The following is a 25,147-nucleotide window of genomic DNA, read 5'->3' as shown; positions in this document are numbered from 1 at the left end:
ATTCATTACTCTATTTATGGTTATTAATCACCAAGCGTACACAGATGTAAATCTCAGGCTGCTAGTGAACACTCACCCTAAGCGCCGCCGAGGTGGCAAAAGGAGCCAAAGTAATGCTTCCCGCCAGCATCGCGCCCAAGATCGCCAGATAACCGCCGATCGGCATCCCCATCGAGGCCGCATCAATCGCACCGGTTGAAAAAATCAGCACCGGAATGTAGAGCGGCAACACCAGCAAACTCAATAATACTCCGCCCTTGCGCAGCCCAACTGTGAGCGCAACCCCGATCGCCCCGATAAAACTCAGCGTCGGCGTTCCAAGCAGCAACGTTAACGCCACTGCTTCCCAGGTTTTAAAATCCAGTGACAACAACAGCGCCATCAGTGGAGAAATAATTAACAACGGCAGCCCGGTCACTATCCAGTGAGCACACACTTTGCCGATAACCGTTAGGGTCAGCGGTGCGGGCAACAGCATAAGTTGCTCAAGCGACCCATCAAGATAGTCATCACGAAACAATCGTTCTAGAGAAAGCAGTGACGATAACAGCGCCGCCACCCAGACAATCCCCGGCGCAATGCGAGCCAGCAGCTTGGGTTCAGGACCAATACCCAGTGGGAACAGCGTGATAACAATCAGGAAAAACCACAGCGGGTTAATAATCTCGGCGCTTTTTCGGAAAGCGATTTTCAGCTCACGGCGTAAAACTTTAATAAACATTAGGCCAACTCTGCACTGGTCAGACGAATTTTACGCACCGCGCGAGTGACGCCCGGTAAATCCTGATGAGTGGTTAACAGCACCATGCCGCCGTTCCGGGCATGACGTTCAAATAGTTCGATCAGCGTGCTGACGCCCTGTTTATCAATTGCAGTCAGCGGCTCGTCCAAAATCCACAGCGGCGCCTGGCTTATCCATAATCGAGCTAATGCCACCCGACGCTGTTGACCGGCGGAAAGCTGAGCCACCACGACGTCTTCATAACCTAACAGACCGACCTGTTCCAGCGCATCGTAAATAGCCGCTTGCGCCTCTCGACCACCAGCAGTTTGATAAAAAGCCAGGTTTTCGTAGGCGGTGAGCACGGATTTAATCCCCGGATAATGCCCGAGAAACAGCAAATGCTGATGGAATATCTCGCGCTGACGACGGGTATTTTGCCCCTGCCACTGAACTTCGCCCTCGTCCGGTGAAGAAAGACCGGCTAAAATCCGCATTAAACTGGTTTTGCCTGCGCCGTTTTGACCCTCAATCTGGACAATTTCGCCCGGTTGGATGGTGAAACTTAAGCCGCTAAACAGGGCTCGCTCATCGCGAACACAACTGAGGTTAAGCGCTTCTAACATGGGCGAGTCTCTTATCTTTCAGGAAAAGGCATAATATCATAAGCCTTACTAACCATGTAGGCTCTGGCTGCGCAGTTTACCTCTATATAACTTCTAATTTACAGAAAAAATACAGCCTTTAGCACCTAACAACAAAGTGTTAATAAGTTGTTATTTTTCTCATTTCGTTCTCAAAGCGCGCGAAAAGCCCAAAAACTCACCTATGCTTGTAAATAATACAAAATGTAAATGCGGCTCAAAGTATCGAATTCCGCGTTAAATACGATGTGATTTTGCCGGGGATGAAAAATGAACAGTGTTGACCATGAGACAGAAAAAAATAAAAGCAGCGGTCTGCAAGTCGACAGTGAGGAAGGTGAGGATGGCAGCGAAATTGAGGTCGATGAAGGGCATCTGCCCTCTCGAGCCGCCGCTGTGCACGAACAGATTCGTCAGGAGGGTGAAAAGGAGCTGGAGCGTGACGGGCTGGCGCTGATGTGGTCAGCGATTGCTGCGGGCCTGTCTATCAGCGCATCCCTGGTGACTAAAGGGATTTTACACGAGCAGCTTGAAGATACTCCTGCGAGATTTTTTTTGGAAAATCTCGGTTATACCGTCGGCTTTATTATTGTCATTATGGCGCGCCAACAGCTATTTACTGAAAATACTGTTACCGCTGTGTTACCAGTAATGCACAAACCAACGCTGAAAAACGTCGGCATTCTTTTTCGACTTTGGGGCGTAGTTTTGGCCGGTAATATCGTGGGCGCGGCGCTTGCTTCATTAGCCTTTATATACCTGCCGCTGTTCGAGCCTTCGGTGATGCAGGCGTTCAAGACTATCAGCATGGAAGTCATGGCAAAAGATCCGGCGCAGATGTTTGTCGGCGGCGTGGTTTCCGGCTGGCTGATTGCCACTATGGTGTGGATGCTGCCAAGCGCCGGTGCGGCTAAAATCTGGGTAATACTGCTGATGACCTACCTGGTATCAATTGGCAACCTGACTCACATCGTCGTCGGCTCGGTGGAAGTGCTGTATCTGGTGCTCTCTGGCGCTATCCCGTGGTATCAATTCCTCTGGCCTTTCGCTTTGCCGACGCTGGCGGGCAACATTATTGGCGGTACCTTTATCTTCGCGCTGATAAGCCACGCGCAAATCAGGAATGATTTAAGCAGTGAACGCCGCAAAGCCCGTAACGCCGGCAATAAACCGCCGAAGACCGATAAGTGACAAAGGAATCAAGTATGGGTGCGTGATTGCTGGTTTCGGGCGCGATTGGCGCTCAAAGAGACGTGTTGCGGTAATGCGCGAGGTCTGGTGATCGTCCAGCTGCAAGCTCTTTTAACCATGCTCGGCCCTGAGGCCAGTCACCAAGCCCGCTGGCTGCGTTGATATGCCCTCGATCACCGATATTGACCAAACTACTGCCCCAGGCATCGGCACGGCGCTGGCTGTAATCAATATCGGCATAAGGGTCATTGGAACTGGCAATTATCATGCTCGGAAAGGCGAAAGGCTTTTCACTCCGGGGAAAACCAAACCCCTTCGCCTGTTCGGGAAATACCTCGCGGGCGGGATCGGGCACCGCGACCAGCAAAGCGCCTCTCACAACCGTGCGGCTATAATGTGCCCAGTTCGCAACCTGCAGGCAGCCAAGGCTGTGGGCGACCAAAATGACGTCTGGCCCGGTTTTTCTCACGGCAGTTTCTAAATTTTCGACCCACTCCTCGCAAATCGGATGATCCCAGTCTTGTCCCGAAATTAGCGCCATTGACGCGTTGGCCTGTGCCCATAGCGTTTGCCAGTGTCCAGCGCCCGAGTTGCCAATTCCCGGCAGAAGTAATATTGAAGATGTCATGTCTTGATTCCCAAAGAGGTGTTCACATAATGTAGGCGAATAACACATCGTTCCTGAATGGCAAATCATCGAAAGAGAGCCCGATTAACCGATGATTCATCTACGTTTTACGCAAAGGACTCGCATGGAACTTGACAGTAAAGATCGGCAAATTTTAGAAGCACTTCAAACCAACGCCCGTCAGAGTCTGGCCTCTTTGGGCAAACGCATTGGACTTTCGCAGCCAGCAATGAGCGAGCGGGTCAAAAAACTCGAAAGCGCAGGCGTCATTGAAGGATACGGCGCACGTGTCAATTTGCGAGAAGTAGGGTTGGGATTACAGGCGATCCTGCGAGTACGCACAACTCACCAATACATCCAGCGATATCTGGCATTGTTTAAAGATATCCCCGAGGTGATAGAAGCTGACAGGATAACAGGAGAGGACTGCTTTATAGTACGCTGCGTGTTTTCTCAACCGACTGATTTAGAGGCTATTGTCGATGCTCTGGCGGTTCATGGTTCAGTAACTACATCGTTAGTTCTGTCTAATGCAGTGCGCAAACAAGTGCCCGTGCGTGCGAGGTGACCGGAACACGTTGACAGACCCGTTGAATGTCTCACCGCGTGAAGCGGCGTCAACCTCACACGGATATAATCAATTTTTCGGAAACTCTTTAAAGATGAATGGTTAGGATTGCAGAAACACCTTGTTTTAAAGTGCCGCAAGAATTGCAGCTTCCATTTTCTCGGGGGTAGAGATCGGTGCAAAACGCTTGAGCGGTTTGCCGTCGCGTCCGATCAAAAACTTGGTGAAGTTCCATTTGATCCGCCCGCCCAGCACGCCGGGCAATTCATCCTTCAGGTAACCAAACACCGGGTGCGTTGCAGCGCCGTTTACCTCTACTTTATCGAACATCGGGAAACTCACACCGTAATTGATGTGACAGGTCTGCGCAATTTCGTCGGCACCGCCGGGTTCCTGTTTACCAAACTGGTTGCAGGGGAAGCCCAGTATCATCAGACCCTCGGCGGCGTACTTCCTGTAGAGCGCTTCAAGGCCTGCGTATTGTGGCGTGAATCCACAATGGCTGGCGGTATTAACCACCAGAACCAGCTTGCCAGCATAATCAGCCATAGAAATAGTTTGGCCACGCAGGCTTGTAGCACTCAGTTGATAAAAGGTAGTCATGTCGGGATCCTCGGAGCCTAGTGCTTATGCTGTTTTTTGTATGATTAAATCGTGTGCTATATGTGTTTAAAGAGTCTAACAAAAAAGACAACAAACCGGCGACTTTTGCCCTGCTCCTCATTGATTAACATACCATAATGTTAAGATGTTACGTTTTGGCACGAAACTTACAATTTCCGCAACATTATCTAAACAGGTATGAACATGAGCATTTCAGCGATACAAGAATGGCGTGAGAATAACTTTCTGGTGAGCACCGACAGAGAAAAGCTGGATGTACCCGCTATATATCAGTATTTGACGCGGTCTACATGGGCTAAAGGAATCGATCTCGACATCGTCTCTGCCTCAATTGATAACAGCCTTAGTTTTGGCGTTTATCAAAATGAATCTCAGATCGGCTTTGCACGTCTGATAACGGACTATTCTACCTTCGCTTACCTGTGCGATGTCTACATACTTGAGGAATATCAGGGCGAGGGACTGGGAAGATGGCTTATAGAATGCATTCATAACCATCCAGTTTTTGTGAAACTTCGTAGGATAATGTTGTTCACAACAACGGCTCCCTGGCTTTATGAAAAACTCGGCTATGCCCCCGTCAATAAAGAAAATGGTGCATGGGCGATTACACGACCGGATATATACCTCAAGTGAGCCCGTGGTTGAGAAGCTGGGTAAGATGCCCGAGAGTCATCATCCGTCAGCAGAATCAGTCGGTTACTGTGGTCGCTGTACTGTACCAGAATGTTAATTCCATTCCTGGCAACTGGTTTCAGCTAGCTCCCCCAGTTCTCTCGGACGTAACAGAGGTAATTTTAGCCCCGGGTTTCGCCTTGAAGCTGCCCAACTCCTACAGCATTACACCGCTGCCACCGCTGCTACTGTTATGGAAAAATTCTCAAGCCGTGGCCACTTTTTTGACCACTACACTTCAGCCGGACCGCTGTAAAACTTAACATTGATGCTTCTCCGTTTGATATCGTTCAGTGCCATGCTAAGTATCCTGCACACATTATTTGAATTAATTCAGTTTTCAATGTGTATGCATCTGCAATTAGACGAACCTTTTTGAAAACCAATGAAGAAACATTCAAAAAGAAGAAAAAAAACGTAAGGCTTGTAAAAACATGAGCATTTACGCTAGGATACAGCCCCAACGCGAACTAGCCAGGCTAGCGCTAGGTAAAGTCTCCTTAGTTAAACGGATATAACAAGCCCCTCCTAAGGGCTAGTTACAGGTTCGATTCCTGTAGGGGACACCAATAACTCATTACCTACTGCTACCCAACCAAACCAAAACCCTTGCAGCACAATCCTTTCTTAGCAAAACCCCTTTAAATCAGCACCGCCGTTAAGAAACAGTTCGCCACAGTTCTTACTGGTTTGTTGACAGCCCCCCTTTGCTGGGTAAAAACTGGGTAAATAGTTTTACCCAGTTTTTACCCATGTTGACCGTAAAGCAGGTCGAAGCTGCAAAGCCTCAGAAAAAACCCTACCGCCTTTTAGATGGCAATGGCCTCTATCTATACATCCCAGTTTCCGGCAAAAAAGTTTGGCAGTTGAGATTTTTTTTGGCAGGTAAAGAAAAGGTAATGACAGTGGGTAAATACCCATTCATTTCATTGCAGGAAGCAAGGGAAAAATCCTTCCTTGCTCGCAAGGAAAGATCCGAAGGGATAGATCCAACCAAAAAGAAGAATAAAGTCGATTCTGACGATAGCTTCTCTTTCATATTCCGTGAGTGGTTCGACCATAAGAAACAAGTCTGGTCGCTGGTCTATGCAAATGAATCAGAAAGGATGTTTATGGAGGACGTTTTGCCCATTATAGGCTCAATGAAAATAACGGAAATCGAGCCAGTAATGTTGTGGCTTCAGAATTCATGCTATAAGTTATATTTAACATTCTAGGCACTTTATTCCGCTACCCAGATCTAAAATAGTTCGCCAACTGTTCTTTCTCAACCATAACTGATGGAGAATAATAGCCTATGTCAAGCACTGATCCTTACGAGTTGGAAACCAAGATAATGGCAGGTCTGAAAGGATTTTTTGGCCCTGGAGATGTCTCGCCAACAACACATTCTAGCCCCCCGAAGAGTAAATCAGTTCGATCACTCCTTATCCACTTTGCCAACTACACGAGCTTAAATCTCGCAATTAGTAACGTAGAAGGCCCATTCGGGCGTTACGCTCCTAATACCAGCAAACTCTTCGAATATAGCGGAAAAGGGGGTTATGTTCAGTGGCTAGCTGAAATCGACCACGACGATACTTTAATCATCTCTATGGACTTTTTTCTCCAGGCAACTCCCTATTCGCCTCATGTTGATGAGACAACAATTCCATTTAACCTGAATGCTTGGGTTGAAGGTAGGAAAGCAGAAGCAGACTTGTCATGGCTCGACGGTAATACTTTTGAGCAAGTCATAGATGGCAAAGAAATAAGGCTGAGCCACACCATTATTTATCCAGATTCTAATGGATGCGCTATCCTTAATGCCAAGATAGAGCAAGTAGGATATGACGGATAACGCGGCTCAATAACAAGCAGATATTTAGTAAAACATTAGCATCTACCAACCTCGCAAATGCGGGGTTTTCATTGCAAAAGCAAGATTTAATAATGTTCTGTTCATAACCCTATTACAGAAATAATAGGTCAGACTTATAGCACTCATAAACCCAATTTTTTTGGAGTTCCCCTGTAATTCATGTTTTCAGCTATTATTATATTTAATAATAAAAAATTTTTCTTGATGAAAAATAAATACTGATCACTCAACACCTTTTCTATTAAAGAGAATATTTGGCTCTACAATTCCTTATTTTTAAAGATATGATGACTCTTTTCAGTAATTGAGAAGTAGAGATCAATAATATTTATCAGCCTTGCATTAATTGGTATCTAGTGTATTAACGAATAACTTATATAATGAAGTAACATATTTTTATAACTGAAAAATGGGATCTTAAATGAAGAAAATAACGACTTTGCTGATATTAACGCTAACCTTAGCTTTTGCCTCCAGCGCTATAGCCTGCCCAAGGGGAACTCATCCACATGGTGCTTCGGGATCCCATCATAAATGTGGAACCTGCTATTAATTAATTTAGCCCGCAAATGTGGGCTTTCACTTATCAGTGGCATTTTATAGTTTAAAATAAATTTTATGTTAGTAACCAAGGTTACTATTAAATAAATTTCACCATTGGTTAATTAATATTTTAAACATAGACATTCTCTTCATTTAAGGAGATTCTGAGATAAGTCAAATTTCTCAGTAAATAAATCACGTATTACCGTTGACGACGACTACTCTCATTTTCACTTACTAGCCTGTTGTTAGGCTTTATTTTTCTAAACATGTCGTTTTCAGGGAAGTATAATGATTATTTCACTGGTTGTTCCTGTATATAATGAACAAGACGCAATCCCAATATTTTATAAATCGGTGCGGGAAGAGTTAGCAGAATTTACCATTGAGATAGTGTTTATTAATGATGGGAGCAGTGACGCTACTGAATCTATAATAAATAAGTTAGCCGCCGATGACTATTTAGTTAAAGCCCTTAATTTTGTTCGTAATTTTGGTAAAGAAGCTGCTTTAATAGCCGGTCTGGAATCCTCAACCGGCGATGCAATCATCCCGATTGATGTTGATTTGCAAGATCCTCTTCACGTCATTCCGTTACTAATTGAAGAATGGAAAAAAGGTTTCGATGTTGTTTTGGCAAAAAGAATTGATCGAACATCAGATGGTAGGATGAAAAGAGTTTCAGCTGAACTGTTCTATAAACTGCACAATATGATTAGCAAACCCCGAATAGTTGAAAACGTAGGTGATTTTAGACTAATGTCGCGCGAAATAGTCGAGAGAATCAAACTTCTGCCTGAAAGAAACGTTTTTATGAAAGGGATATTAAGCTGGGTGGAGGGGGAAGAATCAATAGTTGAATACACACGCATGGCTCGCATCAGTGGAGTTTCTAAATTCAATAGCTGGCGGTTATGGAATCTGGCACTTGAGGGCATTACCAGCTTTTCTACGGTTCCCTTACGGATTTGGACCTATGTCGGCGTCTTTGTTGCCTTTTGCTCGTTAATATATGGGACGTTAATGCTAGTCAAAGAGATCCTTTGGGGAAATGTCGTACCCGGCTACCCTTCTCTAATCGTTTCCATTCTCTTTCTGGGAGGCATACAGTTGATAGGGATTGGGGTATTGGGCGAGTACATTGGCCGTATTTATGTTGAAGTAAAACACCGGCCACGCTTCATACTTAAGAAAACCAAAAAGCCCTGAGTTCTCACCGCAACTGCCGTTAACAAGGATGAGTCATGAAAGAGAGTAATACTGGAACTGCCGAACCATCATTAAAAAAAGTAAAATTTGACCATCTTCGTTTTCATCGCAAGCATCATAAATTATTACCGACTTTTGGCGAGAGCTGGTTTGCTCTCAAGGCTGAAGCTTTCGCTCGTTTTTTTGGTACACCGCTTTTTTTAGGTGGGCAGACTGCAATAGTCATTTTATGGGTGGCGGTTAATGAATTGGGATGGGTTAAATTTGATATCTATCCGTTCATTTTGCTTAATTTGGCATTCAGTTTACAGTCGGCTTATGCCGCGCCGCTGATCCTACTGGCGCAAACTCGCCAGGCAGAAAGGGATAAAGCCAATGCTGAAGCGGATGCTTTGCACCGAGAAGATCTTGCTCATCTTAACGATCAACGTTTGGAAACGGCTGCCAGGCAGAACGAGCAAATGCTTCATTTACTGCAACAAAACACTGAATTAACTACGTTGACTAAACAGCTTACAGAACGTGTAGAGCACTTGACGATAGAGCTACATAAAAAGTTGATGGAAACAAAAGAGACCTGATTCAGAAATCAGGCCTTTTGGGAGTGCTTAAAATTTTAGCGACGCTTAACGCCAGCCCATTGCCGGAGCGATATGCGTAAGAATCGACTGCAGAACGTGAACGTTGTAATCGACACCCAGCTGGTTAGGCACGGTTAACACTAGAGTATCAGCCTCGGCAATGGCTTCGTCCTGTTTAAGCTGTGCAATCAGCTTCTCTGGTTCAGCGGCGTAGCTGCGGCCAAAAATAGAACGGTTATTTTCTTCCAGGAAACCAACCTTATCGCCTTCCTGCCCGCTGCGTCCAAAGTACGCGCGGTCCATATCGTTGATCAGCGCGAAAATACTGCGGCTTACCGACACGCGAGGTGTTCGTGTGTGCCCACTTTCCTTCCATGCCTGGCGATAAGCGCGAATTTGCCTGGCCTGCTGGATGTGGAACGGTTCGCCAGTCTCATCATCCTTCAAGGTTGAACTTTGCAGATTCATGCCCTGTTTTGCCGCCCATATCGCCGTGGCATTTGAACCGGCACCCCACCAGATTCGTTCACGCAATCCCTCAGAATAAGGCTCGAGGCGCAACAATCCCGGAGGGTTCTGGAACATCGGCTGAGGGTTTGGCTCAGCGAAACCTTCCCCTTTCAACACCTCTAGCAGCGCCAAAGTGTGACGACGCGCCATGTCAGACTCGGTCTCGCCTTCAGCAGGTTGATAACCGAAATAGCGCCATCCGTCGATGACCTGCTCTGGTGATCCACGGCTCAGTCCGAGCTGCAAACGACCACCTGAAATCAAGTCGGCCACGCCGGCATCTTCCGCCATATACAGCGGATTTTCATAGCGCATATCGATAACGCCGGTTCCGATTTCGATGCGGCTGGTTTTCGCGCCTACCGCCGACAACAACGGGAATGGCGAACTTAGCTGGCGAGCAAAATGGTGAACGCGGAAATAGGCGCCATCGATGCCCAGCTCTTCGGCCGCAACGGCGAGATCGATAGACTGCAACAGGGCATCAGCCGCAGAACGGGTGCCAGATTGCGGTGAAGGAGTCCAGTGACCAAAAGACAGAAATCCGATCTTTTTCATGAGACATTTGTCCTGTTATGACGAAAATATATTAGAGCCATCATATAACAATGAGTGACGAGAAATAGTGGCAAGACATGGCAAAATTATTGAAGATTTCTGATGGTTTAGTTCCAATATACTGAACGATAGAAACAAGAAGAGCGCAATTAAGCGCTCTTTAATAAAATAATTGGAGTTAAAAATTTCGTTAGCGGTTCAGTAATTCGCGTTCAATGCGTTCTCGAGTGGCGACGGCCTGCTGAGGCATTTTTTCCGGATAACCAAATAATGATGTGGCAATAATCGACTCACCACCGACTTTAAATTTCCGATTAGCAAAATCCATCTGGCGCAGGCTTTCAAACAGCGCCTCAAAATTCACTTCCCCTTCCCCTATCCCGACGTGCTGATGAACAACCGCGTCAACGCCCGGCGGATTAACAATATAGCGGCAATGTTTAGTATGATTCATGGTATCGGCAATCAGCACGTGCGACAGGTCGTCACCGGCATATTGCAGCATGCTGGCTACATCGCCCTTGCCTTTGTCGTAAAAGAAGGTGTGCGGTACGCTGTAAAGATATTTAACGTGGTCGCTTCGCAGCGATTTTACAATGTCAGCCGTTTCGTTATTTTCTTCGCAGAAATCCCACGGATGTGACTGAATCTCGACGCGAATACCCTCACGTTCGATGATTGGCAACAGTTCTTCCATCGACTGGTACCAGCGTTCCTCACAGATTTCTGGCTGATTAGGATCGCCAGAAAGCTCGGTATTAATAACCTCTACGCCCATATCTACGGCGATCTCAATCATTCGTTTCCAGTTACGCACTGCGGCAACACGGCGATCTTCATCCGGTCCAGACCAGCGATATACCACGATAAAGGACGAAATCTCCACGCCATAGTTCGTCAGCGCACGTTTATATTCATTCATCACATCCAAACCTGCTTTCGGATGTTTATAGAAAGGATTAATGCGCGGATGGGGGGATTGTTCAATGTATTTATAGCCCCATTCGGACACTTGGCGCACCATTTCGGTGATGCTTCGATCCCTGATTACGTCAACGTCAAAAGCAATTTTCATATCCTGCTCCGATCTTATGTTCAGAATTAAAGACGGTTTTACGGGATGCAATAAAACTGGCATCCCGTAAACGCGATTAGTATTCGCGCGCCTTATCAATATTTTCGCGCAGCATCTGCGCCACTTTATCGACTGATTCGCTCTCAGAAACCATCGCCCCGCCCACGCGCCACCAGCTGAAATACTTGTGGATCATCGTCTTAGGCAATACTTTGATATCGATAAGCGTCGAGATAGTTTGACGTTTGGCGTCTTCAAGTGCTTCATGCAGCTGTTCAAGCGTGGTGACCGAGTAAGTTTTGCAGCCGTAACCTTCAGCAATTTTGGCGAAGTTAACCGGTACAAAACCGCCGTCGAGCTTAGACGTTGAATCTGTTCTAAAACGGAATTCGGTGTTGAAACTGTCCATGCCGTGCTCCATTTGCAAATTATTGATGCAGCCATTGGTCATGTTATCGAGCAGGATCACGTTGATTTTCAAATGTTCCTGTATCGACGTTACCAGTTCTGAATGCAGCATCATAAATGAACCATCTCCTACCAGCGCATAGACTTCACGCTCTGGCTCGGCCATCTTCACACCCAGCGCCGCATTGACCTCATAGCCCATACAGGAGTAGCCGTATTCAACGTGATAACCGTTGGTATCGGTGGTGCGCCAGATACGCTGCAGATCGCCAGGCAAGCTTCCCGCCGCCGCAACAATCACAGCATCTTTGTCGATCGAGCTATTTAAAGTGCCCAGTACGCGGCTTTGGGTGAGTATCGATCCGGTAATCGCTTCGAACTCGGCATAAACCTTTTTACGATCCAGGTGATCGTTAATTTCCGGAATAAAATCTTCACCGCTGTAATCCACCTGATATACGCGTTTTGTTTCGGCAATCAGTTCTTCGCGCACGTCAGCAATCTTATGACCCCAGCCAGCACGGAAATCGCTGCCTTGCAGAGCCTGATTCAGGGCTTCCAGCCCCAAACGAGCATCTGCAATCACCTGCACGGCATCAAGCTTGAAGGCGTCAAAGCGGTTAACATTGATGTTAATGAAAGAAACTTCAGGATTTTGGAATATCCATTTCGACGAGCTTGTGAAATCGGTGTATCGCGTGCCTACGCCGATAATCAGATCGGCTTCTTTGGCTAGCTGATTGGCTGCCAACGTGCCGGTTTCACCGATACCGCCGAGATTGAACGGATGTTCAGAGGTCAGCGTGCCTTTACCAGCTTGCGTTTCAGCAAACGGTATCCCGTAAGTTTCGGCAAACTGTTGCAACGCAATACCGGCCTGTGAATATTTTGCCCCACCGCCACAAACGATTAACGGTTTACGTTTACCTTTGAGCAGCGTTAAGGCATCGGCCAGCGCGCCTTCGGTAACCGGCAGACGATCAATGCGATGAACGCGTTTCTGGAAGAAATATTCCGGATAATCGTAAGCTTCACCTTGCACATCCTGCGGCAGAGAAAGTGTCACTGCACCGGTTTCAGCGGGATCGGTCAGCACACGCATGGCGCTGATACAGGCGGTCATCAGTTGTTCAGGACGCACGATCCGGTCCCAATACTTGCTAACAGTGCGGAACGCGTCGTTGGTGCTGATGCTGAGATCGTGACTTTGTTCTATTTGCTGCAATACCGGATCGGGTTGACGCGAGGCGAAAACATCACCCGGTAACAGTAATAGCGGAATTCGGTTGGCTGTTGCCGTCGCGGCAGCGGTCAGCATATTGGCAGCACCGGGACCGACGGACGAGGTACAGGCGTAAATCTGCTGACGTAATTTCTGCTTGGCGTAACCGGTAGCAGCATGCGCCATCCCCTGCTCGTTACGTCCCTGATGAACAATCAGTTTGCCGCTGTCCTGTTCAAGCGCCTGACCCAGCCCGAGCACATTACCGTGTCCGAAGATGGCAAAAATGCCGGTCACAAATTTAATTTCTTCGCCGTCTACACTCACGTATTGCTGATCCAGAAAACGGACCAACGCCTGTGCCATGGTTAATCTGATCTTTTTCATCTTCCATTCCTTGCGGTTAACGCCGATACCGTGGTGATGTTTTTATCTAAAATGATATGAAAAGATTATAAAGATTTTATTGCGCAGCGAAATGAAAAAACCGAACCAATTTTTCATTTTGAGACTGATATCATAAAAATAAAACAAAAATATCGTAGATAGGCATGGTTGAGTGTTGATGTGAATGAGGTAAGTGCAGCAATATAAACTAATTTACCCTTTGTTTTTTATCGTTTTATTTTTAAAATTCGTTAATTTCAAGCTGAAAAATCAAAATGAATTAAAATTTTCATTTTTATTTATTTTGAAATTAAAGGATTTTAGTTCTGAGATACCTGTTCCCCCACGCGTGATGGAGGGGGTAAAATTGTGATTCATTGGTTCGCCCCTCCACATTGAAGGTGAAGGGAGCAAGAGCTGGCCCCTCGCCTTTTGGTCGAGGGGAAAAATCGTGATTCAGAGGCGGTTAACCATGTGCTGGCTGCGGTTTACTTTTAAAGCCTACGCTGCAAAGAATAATTGCTCCGGCCATGAGTACCATATCGGCAACATTAAACACCCCAGTGTGCAAGCTGCCCGCGCTGATATTCATAAAATCAACCACATAACCGCCGTAGACGATCCGGTCAAGCAGGTTGCTGATACCGCCCGCGAACACCATGGTCAGGGAAACCACGGTCATAGCATTGGCACGCTTGTTGATTAGCGTATAGATCAACAGAGCTAACAAGAAAGCCCCTAATCCGATAATCATTAAACCGTAGCGGACATTTTCGGGAAGCGTTCCACCTAATCCCAGAAAGGTACCGGTATTATGGGTCAGTAAAAGTTTGATACTTCCGCCCAGATATTCACGAACATAATCCATCGACAGCGTATTTTTGGCTATCGCTTTGGTGATTTGGTCGATTCCAACGCATAGCGCGAATACGAGAGTAATCAGGCTAAGCCGTTTGCTGAATTTCATTGTTTACACCATTAATAAAAGAGATAGCAGCAGTATAGCCAGCCTCTTCGGCAGCATCCAGGTATCTAAGGCGGAGGGCGTTATTCATTAAGCTTCTTTACAAAAACAGAAGCACGGCGCGATGGCGCCTGCAGACTCGCTTAATCGAAAGCGAAATAATATAACCGTCTGCAAACTCACCTTAGGCGTCTGGAAAGCAGTGAGCATTAATCGAGATTTTGTGCTCTATGTCATAAATTCAAATATTCCAAATAAATTTAATTTGAAATATTAATTTCGAATGTTTATATTGATTTCCACGGCATGACTTCTCTCCCATGAAGAGAGACAGTTAAACGTGATTTACAGAAGCAAGTCAGGGAAGGCGAAGAGATTCATGCATATCTGGAAAGGCTAACGTTCATCGTCTCGGTTGCGGCAGTGCTCCCTGCACGTCCCGAGGTTACACCGAAGAACGTAACCCCTTTCAGCGTATGGCCATTTACGACAAGGATGTCGTAAAGCTGGCTGTTATTTTGCTGCTATCTTGCTGGCGCTACTCAATGCCAGCGACATCATCAGCGTTTGTGCCAAACACATCGAGGCAATCTGCGAGCGGAAACCGTCGACCTGTGCTTCGCGCACGATAAAGCAGACTTCACTAAATGCGGTGAGCGGGCTGACGAGACTGTCGGTAATTGCAATTTGCTTTGCACCCTGTGCGGCACCCATCGCAACCAGATCGACCACCTCTTGTGCGTACGGTGAATTACTGATTGAAATCACCACATCGGTAGGCCTTACCATGTTCAGCTGTTCGTTGAACATTCCCCCGAGTCCATCAATCAAAAATGTGCGTCGCTCCAGATGGCGAAAAGCGTAGGTCAAATAGGCTGCGATACTGAACGAACGGCGAAAACCGATGACATAAATATTCTCGGCTTCGTCGAGCAATTTTACCGCGCGTTCAAGATCTTCTGCCTTAATTTGCCCGCTGAGCTGCTGTAATGCCTGCTCGTTAACCATGCTGAAAACCTTGAGAATTTCAGCGGGCGTTTCTGGCGCACCGGGATCGTCGCTGGCCGTTTGCCGCGACAGGCTGGCCCGTTCGGCATAATTTACCGTTCCTTCCATCAAATGCTGACGGAATACCTGTTTCATCTCGTTAAAACCATCGAAGCCATAGTTATTGGCAAAACGGATCAAAGTAGAGGGAGGTACATCGGCTTTTTCAGCGATTGAAGCGATAGTTTCAAAAGGGATCGTGTTGCCGTTATCAAGAATATAACGCGCCACCTGCTTAAGCCTTTTGCTTAGAGAATCATAGCTGGTACGGATCTGATCTTGCAGCTGCGCGAGTTGTGAAGGAGTAGCCATAATGATTATCAACACCTTAAGTCAAACTATCTTGGCAGCAAGGGGCTCCCTCTCTGCTCCATACTCATAACTTTCATGAGTTTATCTTAACAACTCACCCCGTTACTGAGAAAGTAGTTTACCCGTTTCAGACGGAGACAAACAGGACGCGGATCAGAATTTAGTAAAACTGTGCTGGTTTAACAATCAGTTAAGCTTTCAGGCCGCGCATTACTTGCCCGGCATCATCCTCTTCAAGGTGTCATCCTTGATAAAATAGTGATGGAACAACGCGGCTATCGCGTGCAACCCGACCAGATAATATCCGATGGTAGCCACCAGCTCGTGAGTATTTCTTAACCCCGAACGCCACTCAGGGTGCGGAGTGATGAACTGTGGTATCTCCCAACCCAACAGATAGATGCTGCGCCCGGCAAACATTACTGTCAGGAATCCCAGCGTCGGCAACGATAAAAACAGCAAATATAGAAGCCAATGCGTTAGCGTAGCAACGTGAGCCTGCCAGCGCGGTAACGGCGGCGTGATCGGTGGAGTACGATAACGATGGCGAATAACAATGCGGATAAGGACCAACAGCCAAACGCTTAAGCCAAAGTTGTAATGCAGTTGGCGTACCAGTTGCCGATAATCATCAGGAAAATAGTCGCGGCCTAGCATCATGGTATAAGCAAGAATGATCATCAGTAATGTCAGCCAGTGAAGGCTGATTTGCAGCAATGAATAGCGATTCTTCATCAAATATCCCCAAAGATGCCAAGAGTGACTAAGTACGTCAGGTTATTAATAAATAATAGACTTAAATTGGGGAGGGTTTGTGAAGTGGAGGATCGGATGAAAGCAAACACGTCTAAAATTAAAGACCGGGCGTCGTGGCCCGGCCTTTTCAGATAAAAACCTAGCGAAAATCAGACTTCGTCGCTGAGCGTTTTCTTTTCATGAGAGCCGGCATCAGCGGTGGTTTTCTTTTGCGGCATTAAGCCGTCGGCACGGAACATGGCTTTGATACCACGCACTGCCTGTCGAATACGGTCCTGATTTTCGATCAGCGCAAAGCGCACGTGAGTGTCGCCGTAATCACCAAAACCAACGCCGGGAGAAACGCAAACCTTGGCTTCGGACAGCAAACGTTTGGCAAACTCCAGTGATCCTAAATGCGCATAGGCATCAGGTATTTTCGCCCAGACATACATTGAAGCCTTAGGATTTTCTACCATCCATCCAGCTTCATGCAGACCGCGAACCAAGACGTTGCGACGCTGGCGGTACTGCTCGGCAATATCTTTCACGCACTGCTGCGGGCCTTCCAGCGCGGCAATAGCCGCCACTTGCAGCGGCGTAAAGGTGCCATAATCGTGATAACTTTTGATGCGCGCCAGTGCGTTCACCAACTCTTCGTTGCCGACCATGAAACCAATTCGCCAGCCCGCCATATTGTAGCTTTTCGACAGTGTGAAGAACTCTACCGCGATGTCTTTCGCCCCCGGCACCTGCATGATAGACGGCGCTTTCCAGCCGTCGTATACAATATCGGCATAAGCCAGATCGTGAATAACCATCACGTTGTACTGTTTCGCCAGCGCCACTACGCGCTCGAAGAAGTCCAGCTCCACGCACTGGGCCGTGGGATTGGACGGGAAACCGAGAATCATCATTTTGGGACGAGGAATACTTTCTTTAATCGCGCGTTCAAGCTCGCCAAAGAAATCCACCCCCTCGACCAGCGGCACGGAGCGTACTTGCGCACCGGCAATTACCGCGCCGTAAATATGAATAGGATAACTTGGATTGGGCACCAGCACGGTATCACCATGATCCAGCGTTGCCAGCATTAGGTGAGCCAGGCCCTCTTTCGAACCGATAGTCACAATCGCTTCACTTTCGGGATCGATTTCCACCTGATAACGATCGGCATACCAGCGAGAAATAGCGCGACGCAGACGTGGAATACCGCGTGAAGTTGAATAGCCGTGAGTATCATCTCGCTGGGCAACGGTCACCAGTTTTTCGACAATGTGAGGAGGCGTTGGGCCGTCAGGATTCCCCATACTGAAATCGATAATATCTTCGCCGCGACGTCGCGCAGCCATTTTCAATTCAGCAGTGATGTTGAAAACATAAGGGGGAAGACGATCAATGCGGGTAAAACGGCGTTTAGGACTGGATTCAGTCATGATTTCCTCGATTAACGTAAGCGCCCGGACCATCCGAGCGACGCTGGTTTATTTCCTTTGCCGTGGGGGCCAGAAAACAAACCGATAAATCAACATATCGCAGTGAGGAAAAACTGTCGATAGATTAGGCAAATATTTTTACTCAAACTCAGGTCGTAGCAATATCGCTGCGCAGTAATCCTAAAAGCCAGTCATTATGCCACTCTCCGCCGATGCGGTAGCTTTCTCGCAGTGTACCCTCAAGACGAAAACCGCATCTTTCCAATAAACGTCGCGAGGGAAGATTACCTTCAAGCACGTTGGCCTGTAGCCGATGAAAACCACATATCTTAAAGGCGTAATTCACCACTTCATGCAGTGATTCCTGGCCGTAGCCTTTGCCCTGATACTCTGGCAGCAGCATAAATCCCACTTCGGCCTGCTGATAAGGCCGCCAGTCGGGGAAAAAGCCGGTCAGGCCGATAGCCTCGCCGGTAGCTCGCTCGCGGATCACCAAACATAACCAGAAATCGGAATATTTGTCCCATTTCCCCAGGCGCTGATCGAAGCGATAGCGGATCTGGGCCGGTGTTTCTATGTCGCCAATGAATTTCATTACGTTATCGTTTTGATATAACTTCAAAAATAGCGGCCATTCTTCTCGTTCGATTGGTCTCATTTCCAGCCGGGGTGTGGTCAATACAATCATGGCAACAGGCTCTTTTTATAGATCAAATGTGCATCCGGGTACGCTTTAAATATACGCATTTGCGGCAGCTTCTTGACAGTAATTTCATCGATTTTTGTTTAACCCTGCTGCTTATAGCGACCGGGGGCACAATTCCCTATAATCACGCCATTCCCTATAAGCGCGATGCCCAGGCATCCTACCGAGAGTCTGCTGTGCAACACATCTTCGATATGACGCTTGCGGTGTTTGACCGCGCGGCGTTAATGCTGATTTGCCTGTTTTTTCTGACCCGTACCCGCCTGTTCCGCAGACTGCTACAAAAAGAAAATGATGCGCACACGCCGCTGGAACTGGCCGCCGTCACGGCAATATTCTCGCTGTTTGCCATTTTCGGTACACTTTCGGGTATTAACGTTGAAGGCTCGCTGATTAACGTTCGTACCATCGCGATTGTCGCAGGCGGTATTCTTTTCGGGCCTTGGGTCGGCATCATTACCGGCCTGATTTCAGGTACTCACCGATTTTTGATTGATATTCACGGCGTGACCTCGGTGCCGTGCCTGATCACCAGCGTGATTGCCGGTTTCCTTTCGGGCTTTATTAATCTGAAAGTTAAAAAAAAGCATCATTGGAAGGTGGGTATAGCCGCAGGCATGCTGTGCGAATCGTTGACTATGGTACTGATTTTACTGCTATCTCGGCCATTTTCACTGGGCCTGGATATTGTGATGAGTATTTCTGCCCCACTGATCCTCGGTGCGATTTCCATCGGCCCTATCGTGCTGCTGGTGCAAAGCGTCGCCGACGAAAAAGAGGCTATCGCCGCGCGTCAGGCTCGTCTGGCACTGGATATTGCCAACAAAACTCTGCCCTATTTTCGAAATATCAATGCTGAGTCGATGGCTACGGTCTGCAATATCATTCGTGAAGATATCAATGCCGACGCGGTTGCAATTACCGATACCAAAAATATTCTTGCCTACGTCGGCACAGGCGCAGATCAGTACAATATTGGCCACGAAATTATCAGCGAAAACACCAAAGAGGTGATCAGCAGTGGCAGGATCACGATTAAAAACAATGATGAAATGGACCGCACCCCGCAGATTCACTCGCAGATGATCATCCCGCTGTGGGAAAAAGGGGTGATCACCGGATCGCTGAAAATTTACTATTGTCACGCGCACCGCATCACTTATTCGCTAAAAGTCATGGCCGTCGGGCTATCGCAGATTATCTCGACTCAAATGGAAGTTTCCCGCACCGAGCAGCTGCGGGAAATGGCCAATAAAGCTGAAATGCGGGCGCTGCAAAGTAAAATTAATCCCCATTTTCTGTTTAACGCGCTCAATGCAATCTCCTCGTCAATCCGTATTAATCCAGACACCTCGCGGCAGTTGATCATCAATCTGTCGCGCTATTTACGTTACAATCTTGAGCTCAATGACGAAATGATCGACCTGCGAAAAGAGCTGCATCAGGTGCAGGATTATATCGCTATCGAGCAGGCCCGGTTTGGCAGCAAACTCACGGTGATTTACGATATTGACGATGATATTTCCGTTTCAATTCCTAGCCTGTTAATTCAGCCGCTGGTCGAAAACGCTATCGTGCACGGTATTCAGCCACGAAGCGGCAAAGGCGTAGTGGTGATTGCCGTTAAACATGCAGGCGATAAGATTAAAGTGTCGGTGAAAGACACCGGGCAAGGTATTCTGCAATCGGTGATCGAGCGAGTCGCTAAAAACGAAATGCCGGGCAATAAAATCGGCCTGCTTAATGTCCATCACCGCGTAAGCCTGCTGTACGGACAGGGATTACAGATCCGCCGACTCGAACCGGGTACAGAAATCTCATTTATGATCCATAAAGGGTAAACGGTTGAAAGCAATCATTGTCGAGGACGAATTTCTGGCTCAGGAAGAGCTTGGTTACCTGATTAGCACCCACAGCAGCATCAGTATCGTCGAGAAATTTGACGATGGATTGGCAGTGCTGAAATATTTGCAAAATCATCAAGTTGACGCCATTTTTCTGGACATTAATATTCCCTCGCTCGACGGCGTTCTGCTGGCGCAAAACATCAGCAAGTTTGCCCATAAGCCCTACATTATTTTTATCACCGCGTACAAAGAACATGCTGCAGAAGCTTTTGAAATTGAAGCATTTGACTACATCCTCAAGCCTTATCATGAGTCGCGCATCGTCACAATGCTGCAAAAGCTCGAGATGCATTTCAAACGCGATAAACAGGCCGAAGTTCCGGCGTCGAGCGGCAGTAATCGGGTCAGCCACAGCATTAATTTAATCAAGGACGAGCGGATTATCGTTACCGATATTAACGATATTTATTACGCCGCCGCGCAGGAAAAAGTGACGCAGGTTTATACCCGCCGTGAGCAATACACTATGCCGATGAATATCTCCGAGCTGTGTAACCGGCTGCCGGAAGAACATTTCTTTCGCTGCCATCGTTCCTATTGCGTCAATCTATCGAAAATACGCGAAATCGTGCCGTGGTTTAACAACACCTATATTTTGCGATTAAGCGATCTTGATTTTGAAGTTCCAGTCAGCCGCAGCAAGGTGAAAGCTTTCCGCCAATTGATGGGGCTTTAAAAATTTCATGGACATAAAAAACTTCGCCTCCTCAGGAACCGGTCCTGAGAAGGCGAAGTTAAATCTACTGCAACCTAAAAACTAGGCTACCAGCGTAAAGCCGATTGACTGACGCAAGTAAGCGCCCGCACCCAGCAGGCCTGGCTGATCGTGGGTAATCAGATAAACCGGAATATCAATGAGATAGTCTTTGAAACGTCCCTTGTCTTCGAACGCGGCACGGAAACCGGATGCCTTGAAGAACTCGAGGAAGCGCGGCACGATGCCACCCGCAATGTAAACACCGCCAAAAGTGCCCATAGTCAACGCCAGGTTGCCACCGAAACGGCCCATGATGACACAGAACAATGACAGTGCGCGACGGCAGTCAAGACAGTCTTCCAACGCCAGTTTGGTGACATCTTTCGGCGCGTAGTCTTCTGGTTCGCGTTTATCTGCCTTGACAATTGCACGATAAAGATTAACCAGACCAGGGCCGGACAAGATACGTTCAGCGGAAACGTGCCCCATTTCAATACGTAACTGCTCGAGGATGATGTCTTCTTCTTCACTGTTAGGTGCGAAGTCAACGTGTCCACCTTCGCCCGGCAAGCTCAACCAGCGATTTTCCACGTGAATAATGTGCGCCACGCCCAAACCCGTACCCGCGCCGTAGATCACTGCCGGTTTACCATCCTGCGGTTTTTTACCGCCGAACTGCAACAGGTCGCTTTCTTTCAGCATCGGGATTGCCATCGACACGGCGGTAAAATCATTGATGACTTCAAGATGTTCGAGGCCCAGGTTTTTCTTCATCTCGGCGATGGAGAATTTCCAGGTATGGTTCGTCATCGCAACCCAATCGCCCACAATAGGACAGGCGATAGCAATACAGGCATCGACAACTTCTTCATGCTGCTGCAATTGCAGATAGTGGCGGACTGCCGCTTCAAGACTGTCGTAATCCAAGCCGGAAAAAGTCTGGGCCTGAGAAATCTCACCGCTGTCGAGAGCGCAAAGCGCCAGGCGGCAATTAGTGCCTCCGACATCGCCAACCAGGGCGTACTTGGTCATTTTTATCTCCGCAAAAATTAAATTGCTCGCCCTGCTTCGGCTCGCATCGAGTGATAATAATCAGCCTTTTATGACACACCCAATTGTGGGCTGGAAAATCCAGGCTAGCAGGACTATAAGTGCTAAGTGCTTACATATTCGTGAGGGCAAAATAGCGGTAATTGCCCTATGCTGCAACGCCGATTTAACCTATCGATGATATAAGCAGCTGCATACCGCAAAATAAAGCGGTAGAAATCTAAAATCCGACGATCTTCTATACACTGGACTCAGCAGAAAAATAAGGGAATTCTTGCATGTTGCATCCTCGTGCAAAAACCATGCTGACCTTCGGGGTCCCGGCATTGGTTATTGGATCCGCGTCCAGCATCATTCTGGTCGCCGTAATGCGTTTTGCCAACGCGCTGCAAACGCTGCTGTGGCTAAAAATCCCCGATGCCCTAAACATTAACACGCAATCAGCGGGTTGGGTGCTGTTTATGCTCACCCTAACGGGGGTCGGCGTCGGCGCGCTAATTCGCTACATGCCCGGTCACGCAGGCCCCGACCCGGCCACCGAATCGCTAATCGGCATGCCAGTGGCGTTAAATGCCATCCCCGGACTACTGCTTGCGCTGGTTATTGGGCTAGCCGGTGGAATAAGTCTCGGCCCTGAAAACCCGATAATTGCCATTAATATTGCTGTCGCCGTTGCCGCAGGCTCCGTTTTATTTCCACGAGTCCCCGGCACCGACTGGATTATTCTCGCCGCAGCGGGCACTCTCGGTGCGCTATTTGGTACCCCGGTCGCCGCCGCGCTTATCTTCTCACAAACTCTTAATGGAGGAAAAGACGCTCCTCTGTGGGATCGACTATTTCCTCCTCTGCTTGCTGCCGGGGCAGGTGCTTTTACGGGGAATTTGTTCTTCGAACCTGACTTTACGCTAAGCCTTGCGCCCTACGTTGAGACGCATTTAGTCGATGTGCTGAGCGGCTCAGTGGTGACGCTGACCGCGATTGCGCTGGGGATGCTGGCGGTGTGGTGTTTCCCTCACATTCATAGGCTGTTCCACTCTATTCCCAATCCAATGATTATGCTGGGAATTGGCGGTTTTGTGCTCGGCCTGCTGGCGCTGATTGGCGGGCAAATCACTCTGTTTCGCGGTTACGATGAAATGAAATTGCTGGCCCTAAGCAGCGATAGTCTGTCGTTGGGGCAACTGCTGGCGATCACTCTGAGCAAGCTGGCGGCGTTGGTTATTGCGGCGGCCTGCGGTTTTCGCGGTGGTCGAATTTTTCCGGCGGTGTTTGTCGGCGTTTCGTTAGGAATTATGCTGCATAATCACGTGGATTCGGTACCAGCGGCAATTACGGTATCTTGCGCGGTCATGGGATTGATGCTGGTAGTCACGCGCGACGGCTGGCTGAGTCTGTTTATGGCACTGGCGGTGGTACCGGACCTAAAATTGCTGCCGGTGTTATGCATTGTGATGCTGCCGGCCTGGTTACTGCTGGCCGGAAAACCGATGATGCTGGCTGTCCGGCGCGAAAAAGGGCTAGATAAAGAGTCTGATTAGTCGTTTACTGATTTAATGAAAAAGCAGCGGCAGCATGGGCATGGATAGCCGTGGTGTCGAACACTGGCACGCTGGCATCCTGCTGGCCAATCAATAGCGTGATTTCGGTGCAGCCTAAAATAATGCCTTGCGCGCCCTGCTGTTCCAGCGACTGAATAATTCGCCGATACTCTTCCCGCGAGCCGTCGAGAATTTTTCCCAAACATAGCTCTTCATAAATGATGCGGTGAATAATCTCCCTGTCGGCTTCATTGGGAGTCAAAACGTCAATTCCCTGCGCCTCTAAGCGCCCACGATAGAATGTCTGTTCCATGGTAAAACGAGTTCCCAGCAGGCCAATGCGACCGATATTTTGTTGCTGGATAGCCTTGCCGGTAGCATCGGCAATATGTAACAGAGGCAGGCCGCCAATGCGCTCGATAGCATCGGCGACTTTATGCATAGTGTTGGTACAAACGACAATAATCTCTGCCCCGGCTTTTCTTAATGATTGTGCGGCTTCACCCAGGATTTGCCCGGCCTGCTCCCAATCCCCCCGCGCCTGCAACTGTTCAATTTCATAGAAATCAACGCTGTAAATCACCATTTTTGCCGAATGCAAACCGCCCAGAGTTTGCTTGATTTGCTCGTTGATGGTGCGGTAATACGGCACGGTCGATTCCCAACTCATGCCGCCGATAAGTCCCAGGGTTTTCATTTTTTTATCCTTTATCGTTAGTCTATAGAACAAAATAACGGGCCCAATGAGTCCTCACAAGCTCGATTAATGCCTTATCGGCAACTGGTTTGCGTCTTATGGGCAGCGCAACGACGACGTGCAATTAAACGTTGGCGCAGCGTATCGTAGATCCAGTTGTAGGCGATAGTGTAGGGCAAAAAGAATAAGAAAAAGCCAATCTCCAGCAGGAAAGCATCGAGCAAACCAATCTGCAACCAAGTTGCTGCAATGGGCAGCCCAAAGAGGATGAACCCGCCTTCAAACCCCAGCGCGTGGGCGATACGAACAGCAAAGGTTCGCTTTACCCGGCTCTGCGGCCAAAAATAATCGAAACCGCTGTTATAGACCACGTTCCATACCATCGCCGTGGTGGATAACAAAATCGCCAGCACGCCCATTTCAAAAATGGGTTTGTTCATCAGCCAGGCTGCCGTCGGTGCACAGATGACCAGAGCGAGCGCTTCGAATCCTACCGCGTGGAAAATGCGCTCAGTGAGACTTTTTTTAGCTTTCATTGAGGCGTTTAACGATGACATTTTTAACCTACCTTGAGTAATTAATTCCTTGAGAGATCGAATGTAAATATTGACCTTTCCGTGTCGCTGGGCAGGATTATCATCGGTATTAAAGAT

The 25,147-nt window shown here is 47.9% G+C and carries 24 protein-coding genes, 1 tRNA gene and 2 pseudogenes; 11 read left to right on the top strand and 16 right to left on the bottom strand.

Annotated elements, in window-relative coordinates; genetic code table 11:
- Window positions 1-61: 61 nt before the first annotated feature.
- Together ccmB and ccmA are read right to left on the bottom strand one after the other, a co-directional pair.
- On the bottom strand, window positions 62-721 hold the full coding sequence (gene ccmB, locus AB3G37_RS06665; RefSeq protein ID WP_369790096.1) for a heme exporter protein CcmB: 660 nt from the start codon (window positions 719-721) through the stop codon (window positions 62-64).
- On the bottom strand, window positions 721-1,347 hold the full coding sequence (gene ccmA, locus AB3G37_RS06660; protein ID WP_369790095.1) for a cytochrome c biogenesis heme-transporting ATPase CcmA: 627 nt from the start codon (window positions 1,345-1,347) through the stop codon (window positions 721-723). Before ccmA ends, ccmB begins: the two co-directional genes overlap by 1 nt.
- A gap of 288 nt (window positions 1,348-1,635) precedes the next feature.
- Between ccmA and AB3G37_RS06655 the strand changes: the two genes are divergently transcribed.
- Complete coding sequence (locus AB3G37_RS06655) at window positions 1,636-2,556, top strand: formate/nitrite transporter family protein (protein WP_369790094.1); 921 nt, start codon at window positions 1,636-1,638, stop codon at window positions 2,554-2,556.
- 52 nt (window positions 2,557-2,608) lie between these two features.
- Here the strand turns inward: AB3G37_RS06655 and AB3G37_RS06650 are convergent, their stop codons facing one another.
- A complete protein-coding gene (locus tag AB3G37_RS06650) occupies window positions 2,609-3,184 on the bottom strand; it encodes an RBBP9/YdeN family alpha/beta hydrolase (protein ID WP_369790093.1) in 576 nt (191 codons plus the stop codon).
- Window positions 3,185-3,308: 124 nt separating this feature from the next.
- Between AB3G37_RS06650 and AB3G37_RS06645 the strand changes: the two genes are divergently transcribed.
- A complete protein-coding gene (locus AB3G37_RS06645; protein WP_369790092.1) occupies window positions 3,309-3,752 on the top strand; it encodes an Lrp/AsnC family transcriptional regulator in 444 nt (147 codons plus the stop codon).
- A gap of 126 nt (window positions 3,753-3,878) precedes the next feature.
- On the opposite strand, the gene AB3G37_RS06640 is transcribed toward AB3G37_RS06645, so the two are convergent.
- A complete protein-coding gene (locus AB3G37_RS06640) occupies window positions 3,879-4,355 on the bottom strand; it encodes a glutathione peroxidase (RefSeq protein ID WP_369790091.1) in 477 nt (158 codons plus the stop codon).
- Window positions 4,356-4,559: 204 nt separating this feature from the next.
- On the opposite strand from AB3G37_RS06640, the gene AB3G37_RS06635 reads away from it, so the two are divergent.
- A complete protein-coding gene (locus AB3G37_RS06635; RefSeq protein ID WP_369790090.1) occupies window positions 4,560-5,012 on the top strand; it encodes a GNAT family N-acetyltransferase in 453 nt (150 codons plus the stop codon).
- Here AB3G37_RS06635 and AB3G37_RS06630 read toward each other — a convergent pair.
- Window positions 4,946-5,174, bottom strand: a pseudogene (locus tag AB3G37_RS06630) (hypothetical protein); the annotation flags it as partial. The gene AB3G37_RS06635 and the pseudogene AB3G37_RS06630 sit on opposite strands and share 67 nt — an antisense overlap.
- Window positions 5,175-5,545: 371 nt before the next feature.
- On the opposite strand from AB3G37_RS06630, the gene AB3G37_RS06625 reads away from it, so the two are divergent.
- From AB3G37_RS06625 to AB3G37_RS06605, 5 genes and pseudogenes are all read left to right on the top strand, one after another.
- Window positions 5,546-5,620 (top strand) — tRNA-Arg (locus AB3G37_RS06625).
- A gap of 183 nt (window positions 5,621-5,803) precedes the next feature.
- Window positions 5,804-6,226: pseudogene (locus tag AB3G37_RS06620) on the top strand (tyrosine-type recombinase/integrase); the annotation flags it as partial.
- Window positions 6,227-6,348: 122 nt separating this feature from the next.
- Window positions 6,349-6,891 carry a hypothetical protein gene (locus AB3G37_RS06615; RefSeq protein ID WP_369790089.1) on the top strand — a complete coding sequence of 181 codons (543 nt, stop codon included), beginning with the start codon at window positions 6,349-6,351 and terminating at the stop codon, window positions 6,889-6,891.
- 855 nt (window positions 6,892-7,746) lie between these two features.
- Complete coding sequence (locus AB3G37_RS06610) at window positions 7,747-8,664, top strand: glycosyltransferase family 2 protein (RefSeq protein ID WP_369790088.1); 918 nt, start codon at window positions 7,747-7,749, stop codon at window positions 8,662-8,664.
- A 35-nt stretch (window positions 8,665-8,699) separates the two neighbouring features.
- On the top strand, window positions 8,700-9,245 hold the full coding sequence (locus tag AB3G37_RS06605) for a DUF1003 domain-containing protein (protein WP_009637430.1): 546 nt from the start codon (window positions 8,700-8,702) through the stop codon (window positions 9,243-9,245).
- Between the two features lie 45 nt (window positions 9,246-9,290).
- Here the strand turns inward: AB3G37_RS06605 and AB3G37_RS06600 are convergent, their stop codons facing one another.
- The 8 genes from AB3G37_RS06600 to AB3G37_RS06565 form a co-directional block, all read right to left on the bottom strand.
- Window positions 9,291-10,313, bottom strand: coding sequence for an LLM class flavin-dependent oxidoreductase (locus AB3G37_RS06600; RefSeq protein WP_009637431.1), 1,023 nt, complete (start codon window positions 10,311-10,313; stop codon window positions 9,291-9,293).
- A 190-nt stretch (window positions 10,314-10,503) separates the two neighbouring features.
- Window positions 10,504-11,388, bottom strand: coding sequence for a sugar phosphate isomerase/epimerase family protein (locus tag AB3G37_RS06595; RefSeq protein WP_009637432.1), 885 nt, complete (start codon window positions 11,386-11,388; stop codon window positions 10,504-10,506).
- Window positions 11,389-11,464: 76 nt separating this feature from the next.
- On the bottom strand, window positions 11,465-13,405 hold the full coding sequence (gene iolD, locus AB3G37_RS06590; RefSeq protein ID WP_369790087.1) for a 3D-(3,5/4)-trihydroxycyclohexane-1,2-dione acylhydrolase (decyclizing): 1,941 nt from the start codon (window positions 13,403-13,405) through the stop codon (window positions 11,465-11,467).
- Between the two features lie 466 nt (window positions 13,406-13,871).
- Complete coding sequence (locus tag AB3G37_RS06585; RefSeq protein ID WP_369790086.1) at window positions 13,872-14,372, bottom strand: signal peptidase II; 501 nt, start codon at window positions 14,370-14,372, stop codon at window positions 13,872-13,874.
- 510 nt (window positions 14,373-14,882) lie between these two features.
- Complete coding sequence (locus AB3G37_RS06580; protein WP_009637435.1) at window positions 14,883-15,728, bottom strand: MurR/RpiR family transcriptional regulator; 846 nt, start codon at window positions 15,726-15,728, stop codon at window positions 14,883-14,885.
- 210 nt (window positions 15,729-15,938) lie between these two features.
- Window positions 15,939-16,463 (bottom strand): cytochrome b, encoded by a 525-nt coding sequence (locus tag AB3G37_RS06575; RefSeq protein WP_369790085.1) that lies wholly within the window; start codon window positions 16,461-16,463, stop codon window positions 15,939-15,941.
- A gap of 170 nt (window positions 16,464-16,633) precedes the next feature.
- Window positions 16,634-17,899, bottom strand: coding sequence for an alanine transaminase (gene alaC, locus AB3G37_RS06570; RefSeq protein WP_369790084.1), 1,266 nt, complete (start codon window positions 17,897-17,899; stop codon window positions 16,634-16,636).
- 148 nt (window positions 17,900-18,047) lie between these two features.
- Entirely contained in the window at window positions 18,048-18,587 is a 540-nt protein-coding gene (locus AB3G37_RS06565; RefSeq protein WP_369790083.1) for a GNAT family N-acetyltransferase, read from the bottom strand.
- Window positions 18,588-18,781: 194 nt separating this feature from the next.
- Between AB3G37_RS06565 and AB3G37_RS06560 the strand changes: the two genes are divergently transcribed.
- Together AB3G37_RS06560 and AB3G37_RS06555 are read left to right on the top strand one after the other, a co-directional pair.
- A complete protein-coding gene (locus AB3G37_RS06560; protein ID WP_369790082.1) occupies window positions 18,782-20,446 on the top strand; it encodes a LytS/YhcK type 5TM receptor domain-containing protein in 1,665 nt (554 codons plus the stop codon).
- A 4-nt stretch (window positions 20,447-20,450) separates the two neighbouring features.
- Entirely contained in the window at window positions 20,451-21,188 is a 738-nt protein-coding gene (locus AB3G37_RS06555; protein WP_369790081.1) for a LytR/AlgR family response regulator transcription factor, read from the top strand.
- An 81-nt stretch (window positions 21,189-21,269) separates the two neighbouring features.
- On the opposite strand, the gene glk is transcribed toward AB3G37_RS06555, so the two are convergent.
- Window positions 21,270-22,241, bottom strand: a complete 972-nt coding sequence (gene glk, locus AB3G37_RS06550) for a glucokinase (protein ID WP_009637441.1) — start codon at window positions 22,239-22,241, stop codon at window positions 21,270-21,272.
- A gap of 296 nt (window positions 22,242-22,537) precedes the next feature.
- On the opposite strand from glk, the gene AB3G37_RS06545 reads away from it, so the two are divergent.
- Window positions 22,538-23,797 carry an ion channel protein gene (locus tag AB3G37_RS06545; protein WP_369790080.1) on the top strand — a complete coding sequence of 420 codons (1,260 nt, stop codon included), beginning with the start codon at window positions 22,538-22,540 and terminating at the stop codon, window positions 23,795-23,797.
- Window positions 23,798-23,801: 4 nt separating this feature from the next.
- Here AB3G37_RS06545 and AB3G37_RS06540 read toward each other — a convergent pair whose 3' ends face one another.
- Together AB3G37_RS06540 and AB3G37_RS06535 are read right to left on the bottom strand one after the other, a co-directional pair.
- Window positions 23,802-24,494 (bottom strand): aspartate/glutamate racemase family protein, encoded by a 693-nt coding sequence (locus AB3G37_RS06540; RefSeq protein WP_369790079.1) that lies wholly within the window; start codon window positions 24,492-24,494, stop codon window positions 23,802-23,804.
- A 74-nt stretch (window positions 24,495-24,568) separates the two neighbouring features.
- Window positions 24,569-25,051 (bottom strand): multidrug/biocide efflux PACE transporter, encoded by a 483-nt coding sequence (locus AB3G37_RS06535; protein WP_369790078.1) that lies wholly within the window; start codon window positions 25,049-25,051, stop codon window positions 24,569-24,571.
- Window positions 25,052-25,147: the final 96 nt, after the last annotated feature.

The sequence above is a fragment of the Rouxiella sp. WC2420 genome (assembly GCF_041200025.1).
Classification (GTDB): domain Bacteria; phylum Pseudomonadota; class Gammaproteobacteria; order Enterobacterales; family Enterobacteriaceae; genus Rouxiella.
The sequence above is the reverse complement of the archived record's forward strand: the minus strand, read 5'-3'. Positions and strand labels throughout refer to the sequence as shown.

Bases quoted from the DNA above. Each gene is read 5' to 3' on its own strand.
- AB3G37_RS06535 (WP_369790078.1), bottom strand. From the start codon at position 25,051: ATGTCATCGTTAAACGCCTCAATGAAAGCTAAAAAAAGTCTCACTGAG.
- AB3G37_RS06645 (WP_369790092.1), top strand. From the start codon at position 3,309: ATGGAACTTGACAGTAAAGATCGGCAAATTTTAGAAGCACTTCAAACC.
- AB3G37_RS06575 (WP_369790085.1), bottom strand. From the start codon at position 16,463: ATGAAGAATCGCTATTCATTGCTGCAAATCAGCCTTCACTGGCTGACA.
- alaC (WP_369790084.1), bottom strand. From the start codon at position 17,899: ATGACTGAATCCAGTCCTAAACGCCGTTTTACCCGCATTGATCGTCTT.
- ccmA (WP_369790095.1), bottom strand. From the start codon at position 1,347: ATGTTAGAAGCGCTTAACCTCAGTTGTGTTCGCGATGAGCGAGCCCTG.
- AB3G37_RS06610 (WP_369790088.1), top strand. From the start codon at position 7,747: ATGATTATTTCACTGGTTGTTCCTGTATATAATGAACAAGACGCAATC.
- AB3G37_RS06595 (WP_009637432.1), bottom strand. From the start codon at position 11,388: ATGAAAATTGCTTTTGACGTTGACGTAATCAGGGATCGAAGCATCACC.
- AB3G37_RS06540 (WP_369790079.1), bottom strand. From the start codon at position 24,494: ATGAAAACCCTGGGACTTATCGGCGGCATGAGTTGGGAATCGACCGTG.
- AB3G37_RS06640 (WP_369790091.1), bottom strand. From the start codon at position 4,355: ATGACTACCTTTTATCAACTGAGTGCTACAAGCCTGCGTGGCCAAACT.
- AB3G37_RS06565 (WP_369790083.1), bottom strand. From the start codon at position 18,587: ATGATTGTATTGACCACACCCCGGCTGGAAATGAGACCAATCGAACGA.
- AB3G37_RS06585 (WP_369790086.1), bottom strand. From the start codon at position 14,372: ATGAAATTCAGCAAACGGCTTAGCCTGATTACTCTCGTATTCGCGCTA.
- AB3G37_RS06615 (WP_369790089.1), top strand. From the start codon at position 6,349: ATGTCAAGCACTGATCCTTACGAGTTGGAAACCAAGATAATGGCAGGT.
- AB3G37_RS06600 (WP_009637431.1), bottom strand. From the start codon at position 10,313: ATGAAAAAGATCGGATTTCTGTCTTTTGGTCACTGGACTCCTTCACCG.
- ccmB (WP_369790096.1), bottom strand. From the start codon at position 721: ATGTTTATTAAAGTTTTACGCCGTGAGCTGAAAATCGCTTTCCGAAAA.
- iolD (WP_369790087.1), bottom strand. From the start codon at position 13,405: ATGAAAAAGATCAGATTAACCATGGCACAGGCGTTGGTCCGTTTTCTG.
- AB3G37_RS06605 (WP_009637430.1), top strand. From the start codon at position 8,700: ATGAAAGAGAGTAATACTGGAACTGCCGAACCATCATTAAAAAAAGTA.
- AB3G37_RS06655 (WP_369790094.1), top strand. From the start codon at position 1,636: ATGAACAGTGTTGACCATGAGACAGAAAAAAATAAAAGCAGCGGTCTG.
- AB3G37_RS06635 (WP_369790090.1), top strand. From the start codon at position 4,560: ATGAGCATTTCAGCGATACAAGAATGGCGTGAGAATAACTTTCTGGTG.
- glk (WP_009637441.1), bottom strand. From the start codon at position 22,241: ATGACCAAGTACGCCCTGGTTGGCGATGTCGGAGGCACTAATTGCCGC.
- AB3G37_RS06650 (WP_369790093.1), bottom strand. From the start codon at position 3,184: ATGACATCTTCAATATTACTTCTGCCGGGAATTGGCAACTCGGGCGCT.
- AB3G37_RS06580 (WP_009637435.1), bottom strand. From the start codon at position 15,728: ATGGCTACTCCTTCACAACTCGCGCAGCTGCAAGATCAGATCCGTACC.
- AB3G37_RS06545 (WP_369790080.1), top strand. From the start codon at position 22,538: ATGTTGCATCCTCGTGCAAAAACCATGCTGACCTTCGGGGTCCCGGCA.